Below are 23,149 nucleotides of genomic sequence, written 5' to 3'. Positions count from 1 at the left end.
ATCCGGGTAGCGGCTGAGGTCCGGAAACTCCCGCGCCCCTTGTCAGTGGTGCCTCCTATGGTTCTCGGCATGACCCCTGCACTGATCGGGCGCGACCACCCCGCAGGCGTCCTCCGGGCGGAGATCGGCCGGGCGACGGACAGCCACGGGGGCCTGGTGCTGGTCACGGGCGAGGCCGGCATCGGCAAGACGACGCTCGTCACCGACGCCGCCGACGAGGCGCGGCGACGCGGGGCCCTGGTGCTCGGCGGGTCCTGCTGGGACTCCGAGAGCGCGCCGGGGTACTGGCCCTGGGTGCAGGTCGTGCGCGGGCTGCGGCGCGGTGTGGACGAGGACGAGTGGGCCGAGGCCGAGAAGGCGGCCGGCGGGCGGCTCGCGGTGCTGCTCGGCGAGGCCCCGGGCGAGGCGGAGAGCGGCGGCGAGAGCTTCCTGCTGTACGACGCGGTGACGACGGCCCTGGTCACGGTCTCGCAGAAACGGCCGCTCGTGGTCGTACTGGACGATCTGCACTGGGCCGATCCCGCCTCGCTCAAGCTCCTCGAATTCGCGGCCCAGCACGCCTGGTTCGAGCGGCTGCTGCTGATCGGGACGTACCGCGACGTCGAGGTGGAGTCGGCCGACCATCCGCTCCAGCAGCTGATCCTGCCGCTGGCCGCGCGGGCCGCGACGACCGTGACGCTGACCGGGTTGCAGCGCGACGAGGTGGGTGCGCTGATCGCGCTGACCGCGGGCGTCGAGCCGGAGGATTCACTGGTCGACGAGGTGCACCGGCGCACCGGCGGGAACCCGTTCTTCGTCGAGCAGACCGCCCGGATCTGGCACAGCGGCAGCCCGGTGACCACGGTGGCGCCGGGCGTGCGCGAGGCGGTGCGGAGGCGGCTCGGCATGCTGCCGGCGCCGGTGGGCGCGCTGCTGGTCACGGCGGCCGTGCTGGGCCGGGAGTTCCACCGCCAGGTGCTCGCCGCGGCCGCGTCGGCACCCGTGCCGCACGTGGACCGGCTGCTGGCGCGGGCGGTCGCGGCCCGGCTGGTGATCGCGCGCACCGGCGGCCGGTTCGCCTTCGCCCACGATCTCGTACGGGAAACGCTGTACGAGGCGCTGGGGGAGCCGGAGACACGGACGCGGCACGCCGGTGTCGTACGGGCCCTGGACGGCTCCCCGGCCCTCAGCGAGAAGGTCTTCCCCGCCGATCTGGCGCGGCACGCGTATCTGGCGGGCGAGGGGCTGGAACGCGACCGCCGGGTGGAGCTGCTGCTCGCGGCGGCCAGGGACGCGTCCAGCAGGCTGGCCCGGGAGGAGGCCGTCGGCCACTACCGGCGGGCGCTGGAGACCGCCGGCGACGATGCCCGCAGAGCCGCACTGATCGCCCTCGACCTGGGCGGCGAGCTGCGGCACGGCGGCGAGGACGACGAGGGGTGGCGGTGCTTCGAACGGGCGGTGGCCCTCGCCCGTGAGCTGCGCGAGCCCGAGCTGCTCGCCCGCGTCGCGATCACCCTGCACCAGAACGGCTACCCGCCGGACAGACGCACACAGGCGGCGGGGCTGCTGCGGGAGGCGCACCGGGCACTGATCGGCGGCAGCGAGGAGGACCTGGCGGAACTCGGCCCCGAGCGGATCGCGCAGGAACTGGCCGTGCGGACCACGGCGCTGGCCCGGCGCGGCGAGGACGACGAGGCGCTCGCGTTCTCCCTGTGGGCGCGGCACGACTCGATCTGGGGCCTGGGGAGCTCCACCGAACGGCTCGCGCTCACCGACGAGATGGCCGCGGTCGCCCGTCGTACGCACAACCGCGACATGGAACTGCACGCCACCGCGATGCGCTGGGTCACCCTGCTGGAGCGCGGTGACCCGCGCTACCTCGACCAGTTGCGCACCTTCATCACCCTCAGCGAGCGGATGGCCCTGCGCCGCTTCGAGCTGGGCATGGCGGTCGACCAGTCCCTGATCGCCGCCCTCCATGGGCGCTTCAGGGAGGCCGGGGACTTCCTGTCGCAGGTGGCGGGGCTGCAGCACGAGCATGCGGTGTTCACCTCAATGGCCTCCCACATGCAGTGGGCGCTGTTTCTGCTCCAGGGCCGGTTCGAGGAGGCGGCCGCGGTGACGGCCCACCTCGACGAGGACGGCCACCCCTACCCGCGGCTGCTGGAGGCGATCACCGCGGCCGAGCGGGGCGAGAGTGCGGTCGCGCTGCGCCTGGTGACCGAGCTGGAGGCCCAGCCGGAGCCGTTCCCCCGCATGTTCGCCCCGCTGTGGATGCGGCTGCGGGCGCAGGTGGCGGCGGCCTCGGGCGATCTGGAACGGATCGAGCAGGCCAGAGCCGCGCTCGAGCCGTATTCGGGGCAGTGGGTCGTCTCGCTGTACGGCTGCGACATCAGTGGTCCCGTCGACCTGTGGCTGGGCATGCTGGACGCGGCTCGGGGCCGGTGGGACGAGGCGGCCGCGGCGTTCACGGCGGCGTACGCATCGGCGGACCGGCTCTGCGCGAGACCCTGGTCGGTCCGGGCGAGGGCGGCGCTGGTGGCCGCACTGCGGGAGGGCGGCGCGCAGGCGCAGGCGGCGGAGCTGCTCGCTCGGACACGTGTGGAGGCGAGGGAGTTGGGCCTCACCCACTTGCTGGAGGGGGCGGGCACGGGTGCCGGTGGGGCATCGGAACGGGGCGGCGAGCCGACCGCCGGTGGTGCGGGCCGGGTCGCCGAGAGCACTACGGGGGCCGCAACGGACGCGGCCCCGGGTGCCGCGACGGGCGCGGGGGACGGCGCCGCGGGCGCGGGCTCGGTGCCCGCCGAGGTGGGCACACCGAGGCACCCCGGCGCGGCCGAGTCCCCCGCCGCGGGGCACGCCACCGGGGCCGGCGCGCACTCCCCGCACCACGATGTGCAACACCCCCCCGTCCCGCAGGGTGAGTTCCGAAGGGACGGGGCCGTGTGGGCCCTCGGCTTCGGGGGACGGGCCGTGCATGTGCCCGATGCGAAGGGGCTGCGGGATCTGCACACCCTGCTGGCCCGTCCCGGGGACGACCTGCCCGCCGTGCTGCTGCTCGATCCCGAAGGCGGGGAGGCCGTGGCCGCCGCACGCCGGTTCGGCGGGGACCCGGTGCTCGACGAGGAGGCGAAGAGCCGGTACCGGCGGCGGCTCGAGCGGCTCGACGACGAGATAGACCGCGCGAGCGAGCTGGGCGACGACCGCCGGGCCGCCGAGTTCGACCGCGAACGGTCCGCGCTGCTCGATGAGTTGCGCACCGCGGCGGGTCTCGGCGGCCGCACCCGGCGGCTGGGGGACGAGGCCGAGCGGGCCCGTAAGACGGTCACCGCCCGGATCCGCGACACCCTCCGTAAACTCGACGCCCTCCATCCGGAACTCGCCGCGCATCTGAGGGAGTCCGTGGGCACCGGGTCGTCCTGCTCCTACCGTCCCCCGCTCACGGTCGACTGGCGGCTCTGACCGCTCTGCCCGCTCTGACGCTCTGACGGCCGCGAGATCCGTGGCCGCCCCGCCCGGGCCGACGGCAGGCGCCCCCTTGATCCCGGGGGCGCCTGGCTGGGGGACTTGCGTACCGCAGCGCTCACTTGCGGTTGTAGAGCCTCATCGTGACCGAGCCGAAGACGATCACCAGCACCGCGGCCCACCCCAGGGACCAGGCGATGTCCGCCGTCGGCCAGTTACCCGCCATCAGTTCCCGCACCGCCGTGGCGACATGGGTGACCGGGCTGTTGTTCACAAAGGCCTGGAGCCAGCCCGGCATGGTCTTCGGGTCGACGAAGACATTGCTCAGGAAGGTCAGCGGGAAGATCACCATCATGCTGACGCCCATCACCGACTTCTCGGTGCGCAGCAGCAGGCCGAACATCGTCCAGATCCAGGAGAAGGCGAACGAGAAGACCATCAGCAGCGCGACCCCGAGCACAATGCCCACCGGTCCGCCGTGCGGGCGGTAACCGATGATCATGCCGACGGCCAGCATCACCGCAGAGGCGATCAGATAGCGGATCACATCGCCGAGCAGATAGCCCACCATCGGGGCCGGCCGCCAGATCGGCAGCGTACGGAAGCGGTCGAAAACACCCTTGGTGATATCGGTGTTGACCGCGACACCGGTGTACATCGTGATCATCACGACGCTCATGGTGAGAATGCCGGGCAGCAGAAACTGGATGTACGCCGAGACCGAGCCGGCCAGTGCCCCTCCGAAGAGGTACGTGTACATCAGCACCATCATGATCGGGAACGCCGTCACGTCGAAGAGCTGCTCCGGCACATGCTTGATCTTGAGCATGGCCCGCCAGCCGAAGGTGAGGGAGGCGGAGAGCGCGCTCGGCCGCGGGGGCCGTTCCTTGCTCACCAGCAGGGCGGCGAGATGCTCGGCCTTGGGGGCTTCGAGCGCGAGGTCGCCCATGTCCTTGGCGGACTTCGTGGTGGTCGCGGTGCTCATGCCGCCGTCCCCTTCTTGTCGGTGAGGGCGAGGAAGACCTCGTCCAGGCTGGGCTGGCCCAGCGCGAAGTTGTCCACGGTGATTCCGGACCGGGCCAGCTCGGACAAGGCTCGGGCTGCCTGCTCCGCCGCACCCTGATCGGTGCCGTGGCCGTTGACCCGGGCGGTGAGGGCGACCGGATCGGCGTCCAGTTGCACCTCGGCGTCGAGAGCCGCCGACAGCACCCGCTCGGCGTCCGGACGCTGGCCGGCGTCACGCAGCCGCAGATGGACGGCGCCGGACCCGACCGAGGCCTTCAGCTCGCCCTTCGTCCCCTCCGCGATCACCTTGCCGTGGTCGATCACGGCGATACGGGAGGCCAGTTGGTCGGCCTCGTCCAGATACTGCGTGGTCAGCAGCACCGTGGTGCCCTGGGCGACGACCGCCCGCACGATGTCCCAGACCTGGTTGCGGCTGCGCGGGTCGAGCCCGGTGGTCGGCTCGTCGAGGAAGAGCAGATCAGGGGTGTTGAGAATGGACGCGGCGATGTCGATACGGCGCCGCATGCCGCCCGAGTAGTTCTTCACCTGCTTGTCGGCCGCCTCGGAGAGCCCGAAGGCCTCCAGCAGCTCCGCGGAACGCTGCCGCGCGGCCGGCTTGGCGTGACCGAGGAGCCGGCCGAGGAGCACCAGGTTCTCGGTGCCGGTGAGGTCCTCGTCGACCGAGGCGTACTGGCCGGTCAGGCTGACCCTGCTCCGTACGGCATCGGCGTCCTTCTGCACATCCTTCCCGAAGACCCGGGCATGACCACCGTCCGGCCGCAGCAAGGTCGCCAGCATCCGCACGGTGGTCGTCTTGCCGGCGCCGTTCGGGCCGAGGACGCCGTAGACCGTGCCCGCCGGCACGCTGAGATCGACTCCGTCGACGGCCCGGTTCTCACCGAAGACCTTCACCAGGCCCTCGGTCTCGATTGCCAGATCTGTGCTCATCGTCAGTTCCTTCTGAAGGTCTCTGGGAGGTCAAAGGGGGTGACTCGCACCGCCGGCAGAAGTCATCGGCGGGCAAGGCACCAGAACAAGGCACGGGTGGGCGCCATCGGTTCATCGGTTCACCGGGGGAAGCCTCAGGAGACATACGGGCGGGCAGCGCGGGCTTCGCGCAGGGCCAGTCCCCACCAGCCGAGCTGGTCGAGCATCAGACCCGCCGCCCCCTCCCGGTCCTCGAACGCCTCGTCGAGGAGGTTGATGCTCACGCCGTTGCGCAGGGTCACGGTGTGCAGCTCCGTGAATACCGAGCGCAGCTGCTCGACCGCGTAGAGACCTCCGGAGCCGTGCCCGTAGCTGACGAAGGCGACCGGCTTGGTGTGCCACTCGTCGTAGGCGTAGTCGATGGCCTGCTTGAGGGAGGCGGGGAAGGAGCGGTTGTACTCGGGGGTCACGACCACGAAGGCGTCGGCACGGCCGACCTCCGTGATGAAGTCCCTCATCTGCCCGGTGGCCCGGTCGGGATAGCGCGCCGGGAAGTCGAAGTCGATGAGGTCGACGACCGCCAGCTCCAGATCGTCCCGCCCGGACGCCCGCTCCATGAACCAGCGTCCGACCTTCTCGCCGACGCGCCCCTCTCGCGTACTGCCGATGATGACCGCGACACGCAGCGGCGGTGTGTCCTGGTCCTGCATGGGGCGCCTCCCTCCGTCGGTCTCCAGCCCTCACCCCCTGGGCGCGAGACGACGACGCGCGGCCGCCAGATCAGATCTGGCGGCCGCGCGGGGAACAGGCGTCAGTCCGGGCCCGAGTCGCGAAGGAGGGGCCCGCCGGTGCGGAGTACCTGGCCGGGCGGCCGGAGCGGGCGGCGCAGCCACTGGCGGAGGCGGCCGCCTCCCGGGAGGGGCGGTCACCGCTGCGGTGCGCAAAGCCCTCGGAGCCTGAGCCCCTAGTCCTCACGCCTGTAGAAGATGTAGAAGGACGCAGCGGTCATCGCCGCGGCCAGCGTCACCCCGATCCCCACACACTTGAGCACGCTGTCCCCGCTCTGGCTGTACAGGAAGCCCATGGCCACACCGCAGAGCGCCCCGTACGCGGCCGCGCGCAACTCGCGCGGCAGGGTGTGCTGATACCGGCCCAGCGTGTACGCGAGTCCCGCCAGCACCAGGCCGGCGATCAGGCCGAACAGGACATCGCCCCAGTTCAGCGGCGAATGCTGACGGCGGAGGAACCCCGCGTAGAAGCCGTAGAGCGCGCCCAGGGCGACGGGCAGCGCCCAGCTGAGAGAACCGTGGTGCCGGACGGGCACCGCTGCATGTGCGGCCATGGCGGAGAGCTCCTTCCCTCGCGTCCCCCGTTCCTCTCCCAGAGCACACCCGCGCCCACCGCCCGGCAAGTCGGACGGCCGGGTCGCAGCCCTCGGCAGGCGTACGGACCGAAGGGGCCCCGGGCCACCACCACGCCCCCGCGCCCCGTGCCCCCGGTCGGCGGCGTACCGCTCGCGGCCGTGCCGCTGCGCGCGTTCCCTTGAGGAGTGCGACGCTTCCTCTCAGCGGTGTCAGCGGTACTGATCGTCCTCGTGGCCGTCCTGACACCGCTGAGCGCGCTCGCCGTCTGGGGCGACCTGGAGGTCGGCGACACCGACAACTACGTCGCCACCATGGCGCCCCTCGCCTCGGACCCCGCCGTACAGAACGCCGTCGCCGTCCGGATCACCGCCGAGGTCATGCAGGAGATCGACGTCGGCCCCTTCCAGGAGGGCGTCCGGAGCCTGTTGCAGGAAGCGGTGCTCTCCTTCGCCGACACCGACGCCTTCCAGGCCGCCTGGAACACCATCAACCGCGCCGCCCACACCGCCGTCGAAACCGCCCTGACCAGCGAGAGCGGCGACAGGGTCACCATCGACCTGACACCCGTCGTCGCACAGGTGAAACAGCAGCTCAGCGAGGAGGGAGTGCCGTTCGCCGACAGCATCCCGGTCGAGGGCACCCGGATCACGATCCTGGAGTCCGACAAGCTCGGCGCGGCGCGCGAGGCCTTCCGCGTACTCCGGATCGCCGGGCCCTGGCTGCCGGTGGCGACGCTGCTGCTGGCGGCGGGCGGGGTGCTCCTCGCCGTACACAGAGGGCGCGCGCTGATCGGCATCGGGCTGGCACTCGCGGTGGGCGGGGTGCTGCTGCGCATCACCGTCGCGGTCGTCCGCGGGCCGGCGCTCGACGATCTGCCGCCGGACGTGGACCGCGCGGCGGCGGGTGCGGCGTACGACGCGCTGACGGCCACGCTCCGTACGACCGCGTGGTGGCTACTGGCCGTGGGGCTCGCACTGGCGCTCGCCGCCTGGCTCCTGGACCGGCGGCGGCGGACCCGGGCGGCCCGAATGCCCTGAGCCCGCCGGGCTGTTGTCCGGGCCCGGCAGGATCTTGTCCGGTGACCGGGAACCTGTCCCCCGCCCCTTGCCCTCAGGCCCCCATGAGGGGGAGGGGCTACGTGGGGGCTGACACTCCCCACCACTCCGGCAGCTTCGTGCCGCCGCATCCGGCTCGGCGAGGCGAGGACCTCCGGGGTGCGAGGGCTGCCGCACCCGCACCACAGGGGCTGGCCCGCCCCGTTTCCCGTTCTGGTGGGGAGGGGCCGTGCAGGGTCGTCCCCGCAGGGGATTGGCGGCAAAACCCGGCCCACGAAAACGGGACCCTGTATGCCGCCGACCCCGAGGAGTCGAGCCCGGAGGGGCCCCGGAACCCGCACCAAAGCAGGACCCCGCGCCACAGGCCCGAGCCACGTGGACCCGCACCACGCAGGAACCCGAGCCGCACCCACCCGACGCCGTCTCGGTCAAAAGTCGCGACGGGCGCAACAAACTCACCGAAACTGGCGTCCTCACCAGAGACTGACACCCCGCGGCACGGAGGCCGGTTTGGACAGCGCCCTCACGACGCCGGCCCCGGACGCCGCCGGTCATGGCGCCCCCTCCCGCCCTTCCGGCGGGCGCCGCGGCGCCACCTGGTCGGCCGGTCTGCTGCTCATCGTTCCCAGCGTGGTCGCCGCCTGCCGCGTCGCGGACACCGACGGCATCACTCCCGTACCCCAGCTGCTGGCCTTTCTGTCCTGGCTGCTGCTGCCCGCCGGGGCCGCCCTGCTGCTCGCCCTGCTCGCGCGCCGGCCCGCGGTCATGGTCTGGGCGGCCGCGGTGCTCGCGGTCATCGGGTGGTTCGTCAGGCCGTACGACACCGGGCTGGCCGACGACCCGCCGGGTCCTGTCGTCGCCCGCCTCGAGGTGCTCACCTCGAACGTCGAGTTCGGGAACGCCACCGAGGGGCTGGTGGCCACCATCCGCAGTGAGCAGCCCGACCTGGTGTTCGTCCAGGAGTGCGACGGGGCCTGCTCCCACGCGCTCACGGCGGAGGTCTCCCGCACCGACTATCCGTACCGCAACGTCATCGAGGGCCACTCGGCCTCCGGCTCGGCCATCCTCAGCAAGCACCCGCTGCGCCCCGCCCCGGGAATCTCCGCCACCCTCGCCATGCCGGGCTCGGTCGCCGTCGTCGGCGGCCGCCCCGTGAACCTCCAGCTCGCCCACCCGCTGCCGCCCGTCCCCGGCGGGGTGGACGCATGGCAGCGGGAGCTCAGGCTGGTGCGTACGTACGCCGCCGGAGCCAAGGGGCAGCCGACCGTCCTCGCCGGGGACTTCAACGCCACCCAGGACCACGCGGCCTTCCGCCGGATCCTCGACGCGGGCGCCCTGAGTGACAGTGCCACCCTCGCGGGCGCGGCCCGCACCCCGTCCTGGCCGGCCGCGGCCCGCCGCCCGCTGGGTGCCCAGATCGACCACGTACTGATCAGCGAGGACTTCTCCGTCCGCAAGGCCCGCTTCCTGGATCTGGCCGACACCGACCACCGGTCGCTGCTCGTCGAGCTCGAACTGCACGACGTGCGCTGACCGCGCGCCCGGGCGGGAGCGGGGACGGCAGGCGGGCGCTCACGACACGTTCCGTGGCCGCGGCTGCCCTCGACGGCGCGCAGAAACGGCGCGCTGACGGCCACGGTCGACGCCGAACTCCCCCTGGAGAAAGCCCCGGACGCACGCGCGCAGAACCGCGCGGGCCGCGCCCACGGGGCAAGCCCAGCAAGCCAACGGCAAGACGGTCTCGTCCTCTGACGGTCCTCTGAAAGTCCCGTGACGGTCCTGTGACGGGTCCTGTGACGGGTCCTGTGAAGGATTCAGTACGGGGATTTCCTGCGCCGACTTGCTCCCGTCCACCTCGTTGAGGCATGTCTTGGACCATGGAGACCCGAGCGGGACGGCTGTCCCCACCCGAGTGGCTGCTCAAGAGCCTGCGGCCGCAGACCGCACCCGTGCCCTGGGCCGCCGTCGCCCGCGCCGCGGTCGCGCTCGCCGCGCCGCTCGCGGTCGGACTCGCCGTCGGGCAGCCCGCGTACGGCGCGCTGGTGTCGATGGGCGCCCTCTCCGGCGTCATCGGCGACACCGCCGACGCCTACCGGATGCGGATCTTCAACATCGCGGTCCCGCAGCTCTTCGGCGCGGTCGGCGTCACCCTCGGCACGCTCGTGTACGGGGAGGGCTGGGCCGCGGTCGGCGTGCTGACCCTGGTCGCGCTCGTCTCCGGGATGATCTCGTCGATCGGCGCGGTGGCATCCGTCTCCGGGCTGCTGCTCCTGCTCAATGCGGTGGTGGGCGCGGGGCTGCCGATGCCCGGGCCCTGGTGGAAGGCCCCCCTGCTGCTCACGCTCGGCGGGCTGTTCGTGCTCGTACTGACGTTGCTGGCCTGGCCGTTGCGCGGCCGGCTGCCGGAGCGGGCCGCGGTGGTCGGGACCTATCGAAGCGTCGCCGATCTGCTGGAGGCCGCGGGTACTGCCGCGTACGACGACAAGCGTCAGGCCGTCACCGACTCCCTCAACACCTCCTACGACCTGATCCTCGCCCGGCGGGCCCGCGACCATGGGCGGCGCAGCCCGCTGGTGCGGCTGCTCGCCCAGCTCAATGTGCTCATTCCGCTGCTCGAGGCGGCCCCCGCGGCGCACCGGCACGGCCGGGCCTCCCGGCGCCCGGAAATCGCCGCTGCCGTGCGGGACTTGGCGGACGCGGTCGCCGAGGACCGGCGCGGGGCACCCGTACTGTCGCTGCCCGAGCCGGAAGGCCCCGCCGACCGCGCCGTCGACACGGCGCTGCGCCACGCGGCCGCGGTCGTGGGGGAGACGACCGACGCCGTCCGCAGGACCTCCCCCGACCGGTCCCCGGGCTCCGACGGCTCCCCGGACTCCGTCCGGAAGCACCCTCAGGTGGACGACCTGCTGGGGCGGCCCGCGGCGCTGCGTATCCGGGTCCGGCGCGCGGCCCGCAGTGTGCTGCTCTCCGAGCCGTCCTGGCGGTACGGACTGCGGCTCGCGCTCTGCATCGGGCTGGCCCAGGGGCTGGTGTCACTGGTGGTGGTGCCCCGCTCGTACTGGGTCGCGCTCACCGTCACCTTCGTCATGAAGCCCGACTTCGGCTCGGTGTTCTCGCGCGCGGTACTGCGCGCGCTGGGCACGGCGGCGGGGCTGCTCGTCGCGGCGGCGGTGCTCTCCCAGGTACCGCGCGGCTGGTGGGACGTACTGGTGATGGTGCCCCTCGCGGGGCTCATCCCCGCCTTCACCGTGAAGGGGTACGCCTTCCAGACGGCGGCCATCACGCCCGTGATCCTGCTGCTGTCCGACATCCTCAACCACCAGGGCTTCGACCTGGTCCTGCCACGGCTCGTGGACAGCCTCATCGGCTGCGCCATCGCGCTGGTCGCGGGCTATCTGCTCTGGCCCGAGAGCTGGCACACCCGCATCGGCGACCGGCTGGCGCAGGCCGTGGAGGACACCGCGCGCTATGTGGCATGCGCGTTCGGCGCCGGTACGCAGGACCGGGGCGAGCGGGAGCGCCGACGCCGCCGTCTCTACCGGGACCTGTCGTCCGTACGGTCGGAATTCCAGCGGGCCCTGACGGAGCCGCCCCCGACGGGGGCGCGGGCCGCCGCGTGGTGGCCGCTGGTCGTGGCGGTCGAGCGGATCGTGGACGCGACGACGGCGGCCCGGGTCCGGGTCGACCACGGGGCCACGCCGCCGGCCCCGGTCGAGGCGGCGGACATCGAGCAGCAGCTGCACGAGCTGGCGGAGGGGGTGCGGTCGAGCGAGGTGCTGGTGGAGGTACGGGCGGAGCTGGAGGGCGACGACGAGGGGGTGCTGGCGCCCCTGCGCCAGGAGGTGAAGGCGGCAAGGGCGATCGCCTCCCCGGGACGGCCGGTGTGACGGGTCCTTTCCCTGAACGGGGGCCCGCACCAAGCAGGGCCCACACCCCCGGACCCCGACACCCCAGGGACCCGGGCACCCCAGGGACCCGGGCACCGCGGCACCCGGGCACCCCGGGGACCGCGCAATCCCCGGACCCGGCAACGAGCGCCCGCGTTCTCAGGCGCCGCCCTGGAGGCGGTCCATTTCGCGGCGGTCCCTCTTGGTCGGGCGGCCCGATCCCCTGTCGCGGACCGCCACCGGGGCCACGAACTCCCGCGGCGGGGGCGGCGGACTGTTGTCCACATAGCACTGGACCGCGACCGGCGGGCCGACCCGTTTCCGGATGATCTTCGAGACAACCACGAGCCGCTCACGCCCGGCGTGGAACAGCCGCACCTGGTCGCCCGCGCGCAGCAGATGCGCCGGCTTGACCCGTTCGCCGTTGACGCGGACGTGTCCCGCGCGGCAGGCCGAAGCGGCCTGGGAGCGGGTCTTCGTCAGCCGTACGGACCAGATCCAGGCGTCCGCCCGTACGGTCCCCCCATCCGAAACCGAAGCCGAAGACGAAACCGGAGAAGCACCCGAAACCGGAGACGCAGCCGAAACCGAATCCTCTGAAGCCATGGTCCCGAGGGTAAGGCCCCCGGGCCCAAAAGCCCCGGGACTTATTCCGCCCGCGCCGCCTCGGCGCCGCACTGCAAGGAGTCCCGGGAGCGCCGGGAGTCCCGGGAGCGCCGGCCGCATCATGTCCATGCGTATGGGTGCTACGGAGCGCGAGGAAGACGCACGTGGCGTCACCCACCCCTGAGTGCGGGGCAGCCCCACCCCCTCACCTCCACGCACACATCCGACTACGATGCGCACGATCTCCCATTACGGAGGCCTTCCCTCCGGAGCGGGCGTTCCTTTCTGACATGCCGACATATGTCGTGCGGAACACAGGCATTCAGTACAAGGGCATTCGGAGAACTCCATGCGCACCAGCTCCGGCAGAGGGCTTCAGTCCAATGTCCTCGGTACGTTCGACACCATCGTGATGGCCGTCGCCGGCAGCGCGCCCGCCTACTCGATCGCCGCCACCACCGCCGTACTCGCCGCCGCCGTCGGCCTCGCGGGACCGGCCTCGCTGCTCTACTGCGCGATACCCATGCTCGGCATCGTCCTGGCCTTCGGCAGGCTCGGCCGGATCGACGTCAACGCGGGCGCCGGCTACTCCTGGGTGTGCCGCACCCTCCACCCCTTCCTCGGCTTTCTCTCCGGCTGGGCGCTCGTCGTCTCCGCGACGATCTTCATGGTGGCCGGTTCGCTGCCGGCCGGTGCGATGACGCTCGCTCTCTTCGACCCCGCCCTCGCCCGGAACACCGCGCTCGCGACAGCCGTCGGCGCGGCCTGGTTCGTGGCGATGCTGCTGGTTGTGCTGGGCGGGGCGCGGCTGACCGTACGGGCGCAACTGCTGATGTCCGGGACGGAGCTGGCGATCCTGCTGTTCTTCGTCGTCGCCGCGCTGCTGCGCTCCGAAGCCGGGGCCGGGCCAGCCTTCGACTGGTCCTGGCTCGGCTTCTCCCACTTCGACGGACCGGCCGGCTTCGCCTCCGGCGCGCTGATCGCCACCTTCTACTACTGGGGCTGGGACGTCACCAGCAACCTCAGTGAGGAGACCCGTAACAGCCGCCGCACCGCAGGCCTCGCGGCGCTCGTCGGACTCGGCGTCGTCTTCCTCCTCTTCGAGGCCTTCACGATCGCGGTGAACGTGATCCTTTCCGCCGAGGACATCCGGGCCGGCGGCGCCGATGTGCTGAGCACGCTCGGCGAGGCGATCTGGCCGGGCATCGGCGGGAAACTGCTGGTCGTGGCGGTGCTGCTGTCCACCGTCGCCACCTTGGAGACCACCCTGATCCAGGTGACGCGCTCGCTGTTCGCGATGGGCCGCGACCGTACGATGCCGGCCGCGCTCGGCACGGCGCACCGGCGGTGGAACACGCCCTGGGTGGCGATCGCCGTCGTCGGCGCGGTGGCGCTCGCGATGTTCGTCGCCTCCACGGCGCTCGGTTCGGTCGGCGAGGTCCTGACGGCCGCCGTCGCCGCGATGGGGCTGCAGATCACGTTCTACTACGGGCTGGCGGGTATCGCGGCCGTCGTCGCCTACCGCAGCACGCTGCTCACGTCGGTGCGTGACTTCGTCCTCGGCGGGGCCTGGCCGCTGTTCGGCGCGCTCTTCATGCTCTGGATCTTCATCGAGGCGCTGCTCGGGATGAGCGGCGCGTCGATCGCGATCGGGCTCGGCGGGCTGGCCGCCGGTCTGGTGCCGATGATCGTGTACTGGCGGCGGGGGAGTTCGTACTACCGCCCCGCACGGCTGGACGCGAAGCGGGCCCTCGAGGCGCAGGAGCGGTACCCCGACTCCGCGTCCGGGCACCCGGACTACACCGACAAAGCACTGGCCACGGACTTCTGACCGACCGCCGACGGACAGCTGAAGTAGTAGTAGGGAGGCGCCCCAGATGGCCGCACGCCGCCGCTTCGTCCCCGACTTCGACCCCGCCTTCGGGGACCGGCCACTGTCCGAGGCCGTGCACGACATCGTTATCGGACGCTGGCAGGGCGTACGTGACCTGCTGCGTTCCACCGGCGACGACTGGCCTCTGCGCACCCACCGGCTGCGGCTCCTCTCCCATGCGGCGGCGGGCTCCTCGGCGGTGGAGACCTGGCGGGCGGCGGAGCCCGGCAACCCGGACGCGGCGGCGCTGCGGGCCGCGACGGAGGTCGTACGGGTCTTCCACCAGGCGATCGAGGCGGGCCGCGGCGCGGCCCCGGACCATGCGCGGCTCGACGGCGTGGTGACCGCCTGCCTGGGCGCGGCCGACGCGAGCCCGGCGGACCCCCTGCCGTGGGTGTCGCTGCTCACGGTGGCGCGGCTGTACGAGGACGGCATCCCGCGGCGCGAACTGCGGCACTGGTGGGACGAGCTGCGCCGCCGCGACCCGTACAACATCGAGGGCCATGTGCAGCTGCTGCGCTACTACTCGGCGCGCTGGCACGGCACACACGGCACGATGTACGACTTCGCCCGCGACGCGGCGGGCGCGGCGCCGCCAGGATCGCCGCTGACGGTGCTGGTACAGATCGCGCGGGTGGAGGAGTACCGCTACGCCACGGAGGGCGCGCCCGCCCGGGAACGGCGGGCGGGGCGGGCGACGGTAAGGGACTTCGGCCGGCACTGGCACCACGAACTGGCAGTGACGGAGGTACGGCGCACCTGGGACCGCTGGATCGGCGGGCGCCCCGAGGGCCCGGCGTTCCCGCAGGAGATCGGTGAGCTCAACTATCTGACCCACGCGGCCTGTTACGCGGGGCTGGGCGAGGAGGCCCGGCAACTGTTCGGGCTGCTGGGGACACGGGCGGCGCGGGTGCCGTGGTCGTACACGGGGGACGCGGCCGAACAGTTCACGAGGTGGCGCGCCCAGGTGCGCGCCACCTCGTGAAAGACATACGACCTACCTGCCGGTCCGCATGCCGAGCATGCCGGTCGGCATGCCGACTACTCGCGTGCCGACTCGCATGCCGGTCCACATGCCGCTACTCGCATGCCGACTTGCCGGCTCACATGCGCGCTCACATGCCGATGTCGCGGCCGTCCTTGCGCCAGACGGCGACGACCGACGGGCGGACGATCTTGCCCGGTCCGTCGGGCCAGACGCTCGCGGGCTTCTCGACGGACGCGCCGTCGATCTCGCCCGGGTGCTGGACCGCGACGAGCACCCGGCGGTCCTGGATGATCGGACCGCAGGTCTCGGCACCCTTCGGCACGGTCAGGAACTGCTTGAGCTCACCGCGGCGCTCGCCCTGCGTCGCGACACCGAACAGGCCGTCGTGCGAACCGAGTTGGGCGCCGTCCGTGGAGATCCACAGATTGCCGTACGGGTCGAAGGCCACATTGTCCGGGCAGGAGATGGGGCTGACCTTGTCCTTCGGGAAGCCCGCGAAGTACGTCGCCGGGTCGTTCGGGTCGCCCGCGACCAGGAAGAGCCGCCAGGCGAAGCCGTCGCCCGCCGCGTCGTCCCAGTTCTCGGCGAGCTCCAGGATCTGGCCGTGCTTGTTGAGGTTGCGCGGGTTGGCCTCGTCCGCGCCGGCCTTGCCCGCCTTGCCGCGGTCGGTGTTGTTGGTCAGCGCGACGTACACACGGCCGGTGCGGGGGGACGGCTCGACGTCCTCGGGGCGGTCCATCTTGGTGGCGCCCACCTTGTCGCCGGCGAGGCGGGTGAAGACGTACACCTCCTCGGCGCTCATGCCCGGGACGTGCGAGGTGTTGCCGGTGGCGAGCGGAATCCACTGCCCGCTGCCGTCGAACTCCCCGTCGTTGGGAAGCTTGCCGGTCCCGTCGACGTCCTGCGGGCTGTCACCGGTGAGCTTGGCGACGTACAGGGTGCCCTCGTCGAGGAGCGTGAGGTTGTGCTCGCGGGCGGCGCGGCTGCTGCCCTTCTTCATCCGCTTCGAGGACACGAACTTGTAGAAGTAGTCGAAGCGCTCGTCGTCGCCCATGTAGACGACGGGACGGCCGTCGTCGGTCAGGCGGGGCTGAGCGGCCTCGTGCTTGAAGCGGCCCAGCGCGGTGCGCTTGCGGGGGGTGAAGTCCGGGTCGTACGGGTCGAGCTCGACGACCCAGCCGAAGCGGTGGGCCTCGTTGGGCTCCTGCTGGAGGTCGAAGCGCTTGTCGAAACGCTCCCACTTGCGCTCGGTCGGGCCGGCCGCGATGCCGTACCGCTTGTCGGTGGCGCTGGAGCCGTTGGCGAAGTACTGGTTGAAGTTCTCCTCGCCGTGGAGGGTGGTGCCCCACGGGGTGGTGCCGCCGGCGCAGTTGTTGAGGGTGCCGAGGACCGTGCGGCCGGAGGGGTCGACGCTCGTACGCAGCAGGGGGCTGCCGGCGGCCGGACCGGTGACCTCGAACTCGCTCGTCGCGGTGAGGCGGCGGTTCAGGGGGTGCCGGGTGACCGGGGTGAGCTTGCCGCTGCGGTGCTCCTCCTGGACCACGACGACGGACAGGCCGTGCGCGGCCCAGGCGATCTCGGCCTGCTCGCGGGTCGGGTTCTGGGGGTCGTACCCCTTGAACATCAGGATCTCGTCGGTGTACTCGTGGTTCGCGACGAGGACCTGGCGCCCGTGCTCGCCCCGGAGGGGCAGCAGGGAGAGGAAGTCGTTGTTGTACCCGAACTGTCCCGCCTGCGCCTTGGCGGTCTGCTTGTCGGCGTCGAAGGCCGGGGCACCGCGGAGGATCGGGTCGCCCCAGCGGATGACGACGTTCTGCGCGTACCCGTCAGGGATGGTGACCTTGTCGTCCTTGTTGGCGGCGACAGGCGCGAAGCGGAGCCCGCGGGCGCCGTCGGTCCTGCCCGGCTTGCTGCCGTGACCGTGGCCGGTCGCGGGCGCCGCGGTGGCCTGAACTCCACCACCGTTTCCGACGACGGTCGCGGTGCCGGCGGCAGCGGCGACGGTCACGACGGCGGCGGCGCGCATCATGGAGCGTCTCGAGAGGGCACCGGCTATGACGTCACCGGCGTACTCGTTGTCGCTGGTGTTCGGCACCTCGTGGAAACAGGCATCGCCGCAGCGGTATCGGCAGGTAAGAGCGGAACGTCCCCCCGCGTGGGGGTTGGTGTTCAACAGCGGCAGCAGTTTGCGCACTTCGTCCTCCTCCGGCGCACCCCGCGCCGACATCGTGTCGGAATAGCTCCGGCCGCGACGTTAGGTGGGTTTGCGTGCAGTGCGGAGGACGCGAAGTGAACGGCGGATGAATCCGGCGAGGCCGGGGCGATGTTGACCTCCGGCAGACGGTGTGCGACGGTCGGCCCGCCCCTGCCGGAGTTCGCCCGGGGCGGCCGCTAACCTTACGTGTCCGCCCTGGCCAGGACACCCCGTGGACCCCCCGGCCCAAGTGCGGACAATCACCGCACTCAACTCATGCGAAAGGCCTCGCCCATGGGCATTCGGAGCTTGCTGCGCAAGGTGTTTGGCCGCGACCGTTCGGAGCAAAACGAGTCGGCGGCAGCCTCCGTCCCGCCCCAGACCGAGCGAACGGAACCGGCCACCGCGACGGTGCCCGCTCCCTCGCCGGCGGAGCGCGCGGCGGCGGACCTGGTCTCTTCGGCGTTCGACAACCCCGCCCCGAAGCGAAGCCGCGCGGGCTCGGTCCCGGCGCAGGCGTCGGACTCCCCGAAGATGCGGGCGTCCGCGGGAGCACCCGCGGCTGCGGAGGCGGGTGCTGCGGCCTCCGCCGAGCCGGAGGCCGGAGCCGACGCGCCCGACGCGCCGGAGGCCGGAGCCGACGCGCCCGACGCGCCGGTTACCGAGGCGCCGGTTACCGATGTGGAAACTGCCCCGGCGGCGACCGCCGCGGATGACGCCTCTGCTGAGCAGGAGGCTCCGGCCGGAGCCCCGGTCACGGAGCCGCTCGCCGAGGGTGACACCCCGTCCGCGGGTGCGACGGCGCAGGCCGAGACGGAGCCTGCGGCCGAAGACACCTCCGCCAGGTCGACGGCCAAGAGCCCGGCAGAGCCGGAGGTCGAGACCCCCGCCACGGCCGACAGCCAGGCCGCGGTCGAGGCCGAGACCAAGACCGAGACCACGGCTGAGACCACGCCGGCCGAGGCGGACAGCGAGCCGCAGACGGCTCCTGAGCCGGTAAAGGCCGCGACCCCGGCGAAGCCGAAGACCAAGGCTCGGACCGCCAAGTCCGCGCCGAAGGCGGCTGCGGCTGCCAAGCCCGAGGCCGAGATCGCCCCTGAGCCCGTCGCGGCCAAGGCAACGGGCCCGGAAGGCGCACCCGCCGAGCACGACGCGGAGACTCCCACCGAGCCCATCGCAGACGCCGAGTCCCGGACCGAGACCGCCGAGGCTCCGGCCGAGCCGGCCGTCGCGCCGCAGGCCGACAGCGAGTCCGCGGCCGCGGCCCCCGAGCCCGAGCCCGAGCACGAGCCCCAGCCGGAGCCCGCGGCCGCCGACATCACGGCCGAGCCCGAGCCCGTATCCACCGAGCCCGCGCCCCAGCCGGAACCCGCGCCCGCGTCCGCCGACACCACGGCCGAGCCCGACGCCTCCGCCGCCACCCCCGCCGGGAAGCCCGCTCTCTCCCTCGCACGGGTCAAGGCCCGCGCCCCCCACCTCCTCGAGGCCTACAAGGCCGCCGGCGCCGAGCTCAAGAAGCGCGGGATCACCGGGGCGCGCGCACGGGTGTACCTCGTGCTCGACCGGTCCGGTTCCATGCGGGCGTACTACAAGGACGGCAGCGCCCAGCGGCTCGGCGAGCAGGCGCTCGCGCTCGCCGCGCATCTCGACGAGGACGCCGGCGTCCGCGTCGTCTTCTTCTCGACGGAGATCGACGGCACCGGCGAGCTCACCCTCGACACGTACGAGGGACGGGTCGACGAGCTCCACGACTCCCTCGGCCGTATGGGGCGTACGAACTACCACCTCGCCGTGGAAGAGGTCCTCGCCCTGCACGCCAAGGCGGACACCGACGCCCCCGCGCTGGTGATCTTCCAGACCGACGGCGCCCCCGAGTCCAAGACCGCCGCCACCGCCGCCCTCGCCGAGGCCGCCGGCAAGAACGTCTTCTGGCAGTTCGTCGCGTTCGGCGAGCACGACGCGAAGGCCTTCGACTACCTCCGCAAGCTCACGGCCGACAACGCCGCGTTCTTCCACGCCGGACCCGCCCCCCGCGAGCTCCCGGAAGCGGAACTGTACGAAGGGCTCCTCGGCAACTGGCGCGGCTAAGCCGCAGGCAGCGTATGCAGGGTATGCAGCGCAGGCAGTGAAACGGTGACGGCCAAGCCGCCCTCAGGGCCCGGCTCGGCCGTCACCGTGCCACCGTGCGCCTCCGCTATCGAGCGGACGATCGACAGACCGAGCCCCGCCCCCGGCCCCATCCGGTCGCGGCCCTCGCCCCGCCTGAACGGCTCGAACAGCCCCGGGACATCCTCCGCCGCGACGACCGGCCCGGTGTTCCGCACCGACAGGACCCCGTCCTCGACGGACACGTCGACCGTCCCGTCCGGCACGTTGTACGCCACCGCGTTGGTGAGCAGGTTGCCCACCAGCTGGGCCAGCAGCAGCCGGTTCCCCCGCACCACCCCGCCGCCTCGGCCGACCGCGGCCTTCACCTCGTGGCGCGCCGCCTCCTCCGCCACGACCTCCCCCAGGTCGACGTCCTCCCGCTCCGCCAGCCCCCGCTCGCTGCGCGCCAGCACCAGCAGCAGCAGCCCGTCGATGAGCCGCTCGCTGCGCCGGTTGTTGTCGAGCAGCACCGTTCTCGTACGGGCCAGTTCGTCCGCCGTAGCCGTCTCGTCCAGCCCCACCTGGATCGCCGCGCGCTGCGTCGCAAGCGGCGTCCGCAGCTCGTGCGAGGCGTTCGCGATGAACCGCCGCTGGCTGTCGAAGGCGGTCTCCAGCCGTGCGAGGAGCGCGTCGATCGTGTCGCCGAGCTCCTTCAGCTCGTCGTCGGGTCCCTTCGCCGCGATCCTCCCCCAGACTCCGTCCGGGGGGACCCCCAGCAGCGTCTCCTCGGACAGCCGCCGCGCCTTCGCCGTCATCGCGTGCACCGGCCGCAGCACCCGCCCCGCCGTCCACCAGCCCACCGCGACCGCGCACAGCGCCGTCGCGAGCAGCGCGAACGACGACCACATCAGCATCTGCTGCGACGCGGCGTCCCGTACGTTCGCGGTCAGCTGGTACGCGGTGACCGGCTCGAGCACCCGTACCGATGTCACCGGCAGGGCGGGCTCGACGCGCGCCGCGATCGCCGCGGCCTCGTTCTCCGTACCGGCGCGCGACAACAGATTGACGATGCCCAGCAGACACGCGCCGAGGACCAGGAAGACCCCGCCGTAGACGAGCGCGATCCGGGTACGGATCGTCGACCCCGGCCCGATCACAGCACGTACCCCACGCCCTGCACCGTACGGATCAGCGCCGGCTCCCCGAGCTTGCCGCGCAGCTTGCTCATACAGACCCGTACCGCGCCCGTGAACGGATCCGCATGCGCGTCCCAGGCACGCTCGAGCAGCTCCTCCGCCGAGACCGTCGCGCCGTCCGCCTCCAGCAGGATCTGGAGCACAGAGAACTCCTTCGGGGACAGTTCGAGATCGCGCCCGTCCCGCGTCACGATCCGCCGCACCGTGTCCAGCCGCACTCCGTGCCGCTCCAGCAGCGGCGGCACCGGCCTGGCACTGCGCCGCCGCAGCGCCCGTACCCGGGAGATCAGCTCGGGGAACTCGAAGGGCTTGCCCAGATAGTCGTCCGCGCCCAGGTCCAGGCCCTCCACCCGGTCCTCCATGGACGCCGACGCGGTCAGCATCAGAATCCGGGTACGGGCCGCGGAGGCGACCAGTTCGCGGGCCACCTCGTCCCCGTGGACGCGCGGCAGATCGCGGTCGAGGACGACGACGTCGTAGTCGTGCAGCCCCAGATACGCCAGCGCCGCGTCACCGCTGTAGACCGTGTCGACGGCGAATCCGGCCCGCCGCAGCCCCGTGGCGACCAGCTCGGCCAGTTCTTTCTCGTCCTCGGCGACCAGTACCCGCATGTCGTCGTCCCCCTGCTGCCCGTGCACCCGCTGCCCCGCCTCTCCCCCAGGATGCGCCTTTCTACGGCACCGGATGTTTCGCAGAGCTCTCCGCCGTCCCGCGGGCCGGTTTATCGATGTGAGTGGATCTCCGGCGGGCCGTTAGGATTTCGACCATGGCGGCCACTGGATCCGAGAAGCAGGGGGCGAAGGCGTGAAGGCTTTCTACGTATCGACCCCCATTTACTACGTCAACGACGCTCCTCACCTGGGCCACGCCTACACGACCGTCGCAGGCGACGTGCTCACACGCTGGCACCGTCAGCGCGGCGAGAAGGTGTGGTACCTCACCGGCACGGATGAGCACGGTCAGAAGGTCATGCGCACTGCCGAGGCGAACAACGTCACGCCGCAGGAGTGGTGCGACAAGCTCGTGGAGGAGGCATGGAAACCCCTCTGGGAGCACCTGAACATCGCGAACGACGACTTCATCCGTACGACGGAGAAGCGGCACACGGACCGTGTGCAGGAGTTCGTGCAGGACCTGTACGACAAGGGCGAGATCTACAAGGGCGGGTACGAAGGCCCGTACTGCGTGGGCTGTGAGGAGTACAAGCTCCCCGGCGACCTGCTCGACGGCACGGGCGAGTTCGCCGGGCAGAAGCTCTGCCCGATCCACAAGAAGCCGGTGGAGATCCTCAAGGAGGAGAACTACTTCTTCAAGCTCGGCGAGTACGGCCCGAAGCTGCTGGAGTTCTACGAGTCGAACCCCGGCTTCATCCAGCCCGAGTCCGCCCGCAACGAGGTCGTGAACTTCGTGAAGCAGGGCCTGCAGGACCTGTCGATCTCGCGGTCGACGTTCGACTGGGGCATCAAGGTGCCGTGGGACGCGAAGCACATCATCTACGTGTGGATCGACGCCCTGCTGAACTACGCCACGGCGGTCGGCTACAACGAGAACCCGGCGAAGTTCGACGAGACCTTCCCGGCGAATGTGCACTTGATCGGCAAGGACATCCTTCGCTTCCACACGATCATCTGGCCCGCGATGCTGATGGCGCAGGGCCTGCCGGTGCCCGGCAGGGTCGCGGCCAACGGCTGGCTGATGGTCGGCGGCGAGAAGATGTCGAAGTCGAACCTGACGGGCATCAAGCCGCAGGATCTGACCTCGCACTTCGGCGTGGACGCGTACCGCTGGTACTTCCTGCGCGCGATCGCGTTCGGCCAGGACGGCTCGTTCTCGTGGGAGGACTTCACCGCCCGCTACACGAGCGAGCTCGCCAACGACTACGGCAACCTGGCGTCGCGCGTCGCGGCGATGGTCGGCAAGTACTTCGACGGGGCACTGCCGGAGGCGACGGCGTCCGGCGAGGCCGAGAAGGCCGTCCAGGAGGGCATGGCGAAGGCCGTGGCCGAGGCCGACCGGCGGATCGGCGAGGAGCTGGACTTCCAGGGCGGCATCCTGGCGGTCTTCGACTTCGTGAAGCAGGTCAACGGCTACATCACGGAGCAGGAGCCGTGGAAGGTCGCCAAGGACGAATCCGAGGAGGGCAAGGCCCGCCTCGCGACCATCCTGTACACGGCGGCCGAGTCCCTGCGGGCCGTGGCGGTCCTGCTGAACGCCATCATGCCGGACACCTCACAGAAGCTGTGGGACTCGCTGGGTGCGGAGGCGACACTCGGCGCCCTGGCGGACCAGCGGGTTCAGGACGCGGCGGACTGGGGCAGGCTCCCGGCCGGCTCGGCGGTGACGAAGGGCGCGGTGCTGTTCCCGCGTCTGGAGGAGCCGAAGAAGAGCTAGTACGTGATGACGTACGCGTACGTCATCACACCAGGCAGCATCGAAGGGGCCCGCACCATGCGGGCCCCTTCGGGCGTCCCCGGGTTGTCCCCGGGCGGTCCGGGATCGCCGGGCGGTGCGGATTCCGGGGC

The 23,149-nt window shown here is 71.9% G+C and carries 15 protein-coding genes and 1 pseudogene; 8 read left to right on the top strand and 8 right to left on the bottom strand.

Going from position 1 to position 23,149, the window contains the following annotated elements; all coding sequences use genetic code 11:
- Positions 1 to 69: 69 nt before the first annotated feature.
- A complete protein-coding gene (locus OG883_RS32555; RefSeq protein WP_266548397.1) occupies positions 70 to 3,441 on the top strand; it encodes an AAA family ATPase in 3,372 nt (1,123 codons plus the stop codon).
- 121 nt (positions 3,442 to 3,562) lie between these two features.
- Here the strand turns inward: OG883_RS32555 and OG883_RS32550 are convergent, their stop codons facing one another.
- From OG883_RS32550 to OG883_RS32535, 4 genes are all read right to left on the bottom strand, one after another.
- Positions 3,563 to 4,429: an ABC transporter permease gene (locus OG883_RS32550; protein WP_266548395.1), complete on the bottom strand. Its 867-nt coding sequence runs from the start codon at positions 4,427 to 4,429 to the stop codon at positions 3,563 to 3,565.
- The gene (locus tag OG883_RS32545; RefSeq protein WP_266548393.1) at positions 4,426 to 5,397 is read right to left on the bottom strand and encodes an ATP-binding cassette domain-containing protein; all 972 of its coding nucleotides are present in this window, start codon (positions 5,395 to 5,397) and stop codon (positions 4,426 to 4,428) included. The genes OG883_RS32550 and OG883_RS32545 overlap by 4 nt, the downstream gene beginning before the upstream one ends.
- Before the next feature lie 134 nt (positions 5,398 to 5,531).
- The gene (locus tag OG883_RS32540; RefSeq protein WP_266548391.1) at positions 5,532 to 6,086 is read right to left on the bottom strand and encodes an NADPH-dependent FMN reductase; all 555 of its coding nucleotides are present in this window, start codon (positions 6,084 to 6,086) and stop codon (positions 5,532 to 5,534) included.
- Positions 6,087 to 6,340: 254 nt separating this feature from the next.
- The gene (locus tag OG883_RS32535) at positions 6,341 to 6,718 is read right to left on the bottom strand and encodes a hypothetical protein (protein ID WP_266548388.1); all 378 of its coding nucleotides are present in this window, start codon (positions 6,716 to 6,718) and stop codon (positions 6,341 to 6,343) included.
- A 228-nt stretch (positions 6,719 to 6,946) separates the two neighbouring features.
- Here OG883_RS32535 and OG883_RS32530 point away from each other — a divergent pair, with 228 nt between their 5' ends.
- The 3 genes from OG883_RS32530 to OG883_RS32520 all read left to right on the top strand — a co-directional run bounded on the left by OG883_RS32530 (position 6,947) and on the right by OG883_RS32520 (position 11,682).
- Positions 6,947 to 7,777, top strand: coding sequence for a hypothetical protein (locus OG883_RS32530; protein ID WP_266548385.1), 831 nt, complete (start codon positions 6,947 to 6,949; stop codon positions 7,775 to 7,777).
- Between the two features lie 627 nt (positions 7,778 to 8,404).
- Positions 8,405 to 9,328, top strand: coding sequence for an endonuclease/exonuclease/phosphatase family protein (locus tag OG883_RS32525; protein ID WP_266549671.1), 924 nt, complete (start codon positions 8,405 to 8,407; stop codon positions 9,326 to 9,328).
- A 344-nt stretch (positions 9,329 to 9,672) separates the two neighbouring features.
- Positions 9,673 to 11,682 (top strand): FUSC family protein, encoded by a 2,010-nt coding sequence (locus OG883_RS32520; protein ID WP_266548382.1) that lies wholly within the window; start codon positions 9,673 to 9,675, stop codon positions 11,680 to 11,682.
- A gap of 159 nt (positions 11,683 to 11,841) precedes the next feature.
- On the opposite strand, the gene OG883_RS32515 is transcribed toward OG883_RS32520, so the two are convergent.
- On the bottom strand, positions 11,842 to 12,288 hold the full coding sequence (locus OG883_RS32515; RefSeq protein WP_266548379.1) for an RNA-binding S4 domain-containing protein: 447 nt from the start codon (positions 12,286 to 12,288) through the stop codon (positions 11,842 to 11,844).
- 349 nt (positions 12,289 to 12,637) lie between these two features.
- Between OG883_RS32515 and OG883_RS32510 the strand changes: the two genes are divergently transcribed.
- Together OG883_RS32510 and OG883_RS32505 are read left to right on the top strand one after the other, a co-directional pair.
- Positions 12,638 to 14,119: an APC family permease gene (locus tag OG883_RS32510; RefSeq protein ID WP_266548377.1), complete on the top strand. Its 1,482-nt coding sequence runs from the start codon at positions 12,638 to 12,640 to the stop codon at positions 14,117 to 14,119.
- Positions 14,120 to 14,165: 46 nt separating this feature from the next.
- The gene (locus OG883_RS32505; protein ID WP_266548374.1) at positions 14,166 to 15,146 is read left to right on the top strand and encodes a hypothetical protein; all 981 of its coding nucleotides are present in this window, start codon (positions 14,166 to 14,168) and stop codon (positions 15,144 to 15,146) included.
- Positions 15,147 to 15,276: 130 nt separating this feature from the next.
- Here OG883_RS32505 and OG883_RS32500 read toward each other — a convergent pair whose 3' ends face one another.
- Complete coding sequence (locus OG883_RS32500; RefSeq protein WP_266548371.1) at positions 15,277 to 17,343, bottom strand: PhoX family phosphatase; 2,067 nt, start codon at positions 17,341 to 17,343, stop codon at positions 15,277 to 15,279.
- A 294-nt stretch (positions 17,344 to 17,637) separates the two neighbouring features.
- Between OG883_RS32500 and OG883_RS32495 the strand changes: the two genes are divergently transcribed.
- Complete coding sequence (locus OG883_RS32495) at positions 17,638 to 19,431, top strand: VWA domain-containing protein (protein WP_266548368.1); 1,794 nt, start codon at positions 17,638 to 17,640, stop codon at positions 19,429 to 19,431.
- Here OG883_RS32495 and OG883_RS32490 read toward each other — a convergent pair.
- Both OG883_RS32490 and OG883_RS32485 read right to left on the bottom strand, forming a co-directional pair.
- Positions 19,428 to 20,588, bottom strand: coding sequence for a cell wall metabolism sensor histidine kinase WalK (locus tag OG883_RS32490; protein WP_266548366.1), 1,161 nt, complete (start codon positions 20,586 to 20,588; stop codon positions 19,428 to 19,430). The two genes, OG883_RS32495 and OG883_RS32490, sit on opposite strands and share 4 nt — an antisense overlap.
- Positions 20,585 to 21,238 (bottom strand): response regulator transcription factor, encoded by a 654-nt coding sequence (locus tag OG883_RS32485; protein ID WP_266549668.1) that lies wholly within the window; start codon positions 21,236 to 21,238, stop codon positions 20,585 to 20,587. The genes OG883_RS32490 and OG883_RS32485 overlap by 4 nt, the downstream gene beginning before the upstream one ends.
- Positions 21,239 to 21,393: 155 nt before the next feature.
- On the opposite strand from OG883_RS32485, the pseudogene metG reads away from it, so the two are divergent.
- Positions 21,394 to 23,018 (top strand): annotated as a pseudogene (gene metG / locus OG883_RS32480) (methionine--tRNA ligase).
- Positions 23,019 to 23,149 lie beyond the last annotated feature (131 nt).

The organism is Streptomyces sp. NBC_01142, from assembly GCF_026341125.1.
Taxonomy (GTDB): Bacteria; Actinomycetota; Actinomycetes; order Streptomycetales; family Streptomycetaceae; genus Streptomyces.
This window is presented reverse-complemented; position numbering and strand designations above follow the sequence as displayed.

What these genes read in the sequence shown, in the direction of transcription:
- OG883_RS32555 (WP_266548397.1), top strand. Translation starts at nt 70, where the DNA reads ATGACCCCTGCACTGATCGGGCGCGACCACCCCGCAGGCGTCCTCCGG.
- OG883_RS32550 (WP_266548395.1), bottom strand. Translation starts at nt 4,429, where the DNA reads ATGAGCACCGCGACCACCACGAAGTCCGCCAAGGACATGGGCGACCTC.
- OG883_RS32545 (WP_266548393.1), bottom strand. Translation starts at nt 5,397, where the DNA reads ATGAGCACAGATCTGGCAATCGAGACCGAGGGCCTGGTGAAGGTCTTC.
- OG883_RS32540 (WP_266548391.1), bottom strand. Translation starts at nt 6,086, where the DNA reads ATGCAGGACCAGGACACACCGCCGCTGCGTGTCGCGGTCATCATCGGC.
- OG883_RS32535 (WP_266548388.1), bottom strand. Translation starts at nt 6,718, where the DNA reads ATGGCCGCACATGCAGCGGTGCCCGTCCGGCACCACGGTTCTCTCAGC.
- OG883_RS32520 (WP_266548382.1), top strand. Translation starts at nt 9,673, where the DNA reads ATGGAGACCCGAGCGGGACGGCTGTCCCCACCCGAGTGGCTGCTCAAG.
- OG883_RS32515 (WP_266548379.1), bottom strand. Translation starts at nt 12,288, where the DNA reads ATGGCTTCAGAGGATTCGGTTTCGGCTGCGTCTCCGGTTTCGGGTGCT.
- OG883_RS32510 (WP_266548377.1), top strand. Translation starts at nt 12,638, where the DNA reads ATGCGCACCAGCTCCGGCAGAGGGCTTCAGTCCAATGTCCTCGGTACG.
- OG883_RS32505 (WP_266548374.1), top strand. Translation starts at nt 14,166, where the DNA reads ATGGCCGCACGCCGCCGCTTCGTCCCCGACTTCGACCCCGCCTTCGGG.
- OG883_RS32495 (WP_266548368.1), top strand. Translation starts at nt 17,638, where the DNA reads ATGGGCATTCGGAGCTTGCTGCGCAAGGTGTTTGGCCGCGACCGTTCG.
- OG883_RS32485 (WP_266549668.1), bottom strand. Translation starts at nt 21,238, where the DNA reads ATGCGGGTACTGGTCGCCGAGGACGAGAAAGAACTGGCCGAGCTGGTC.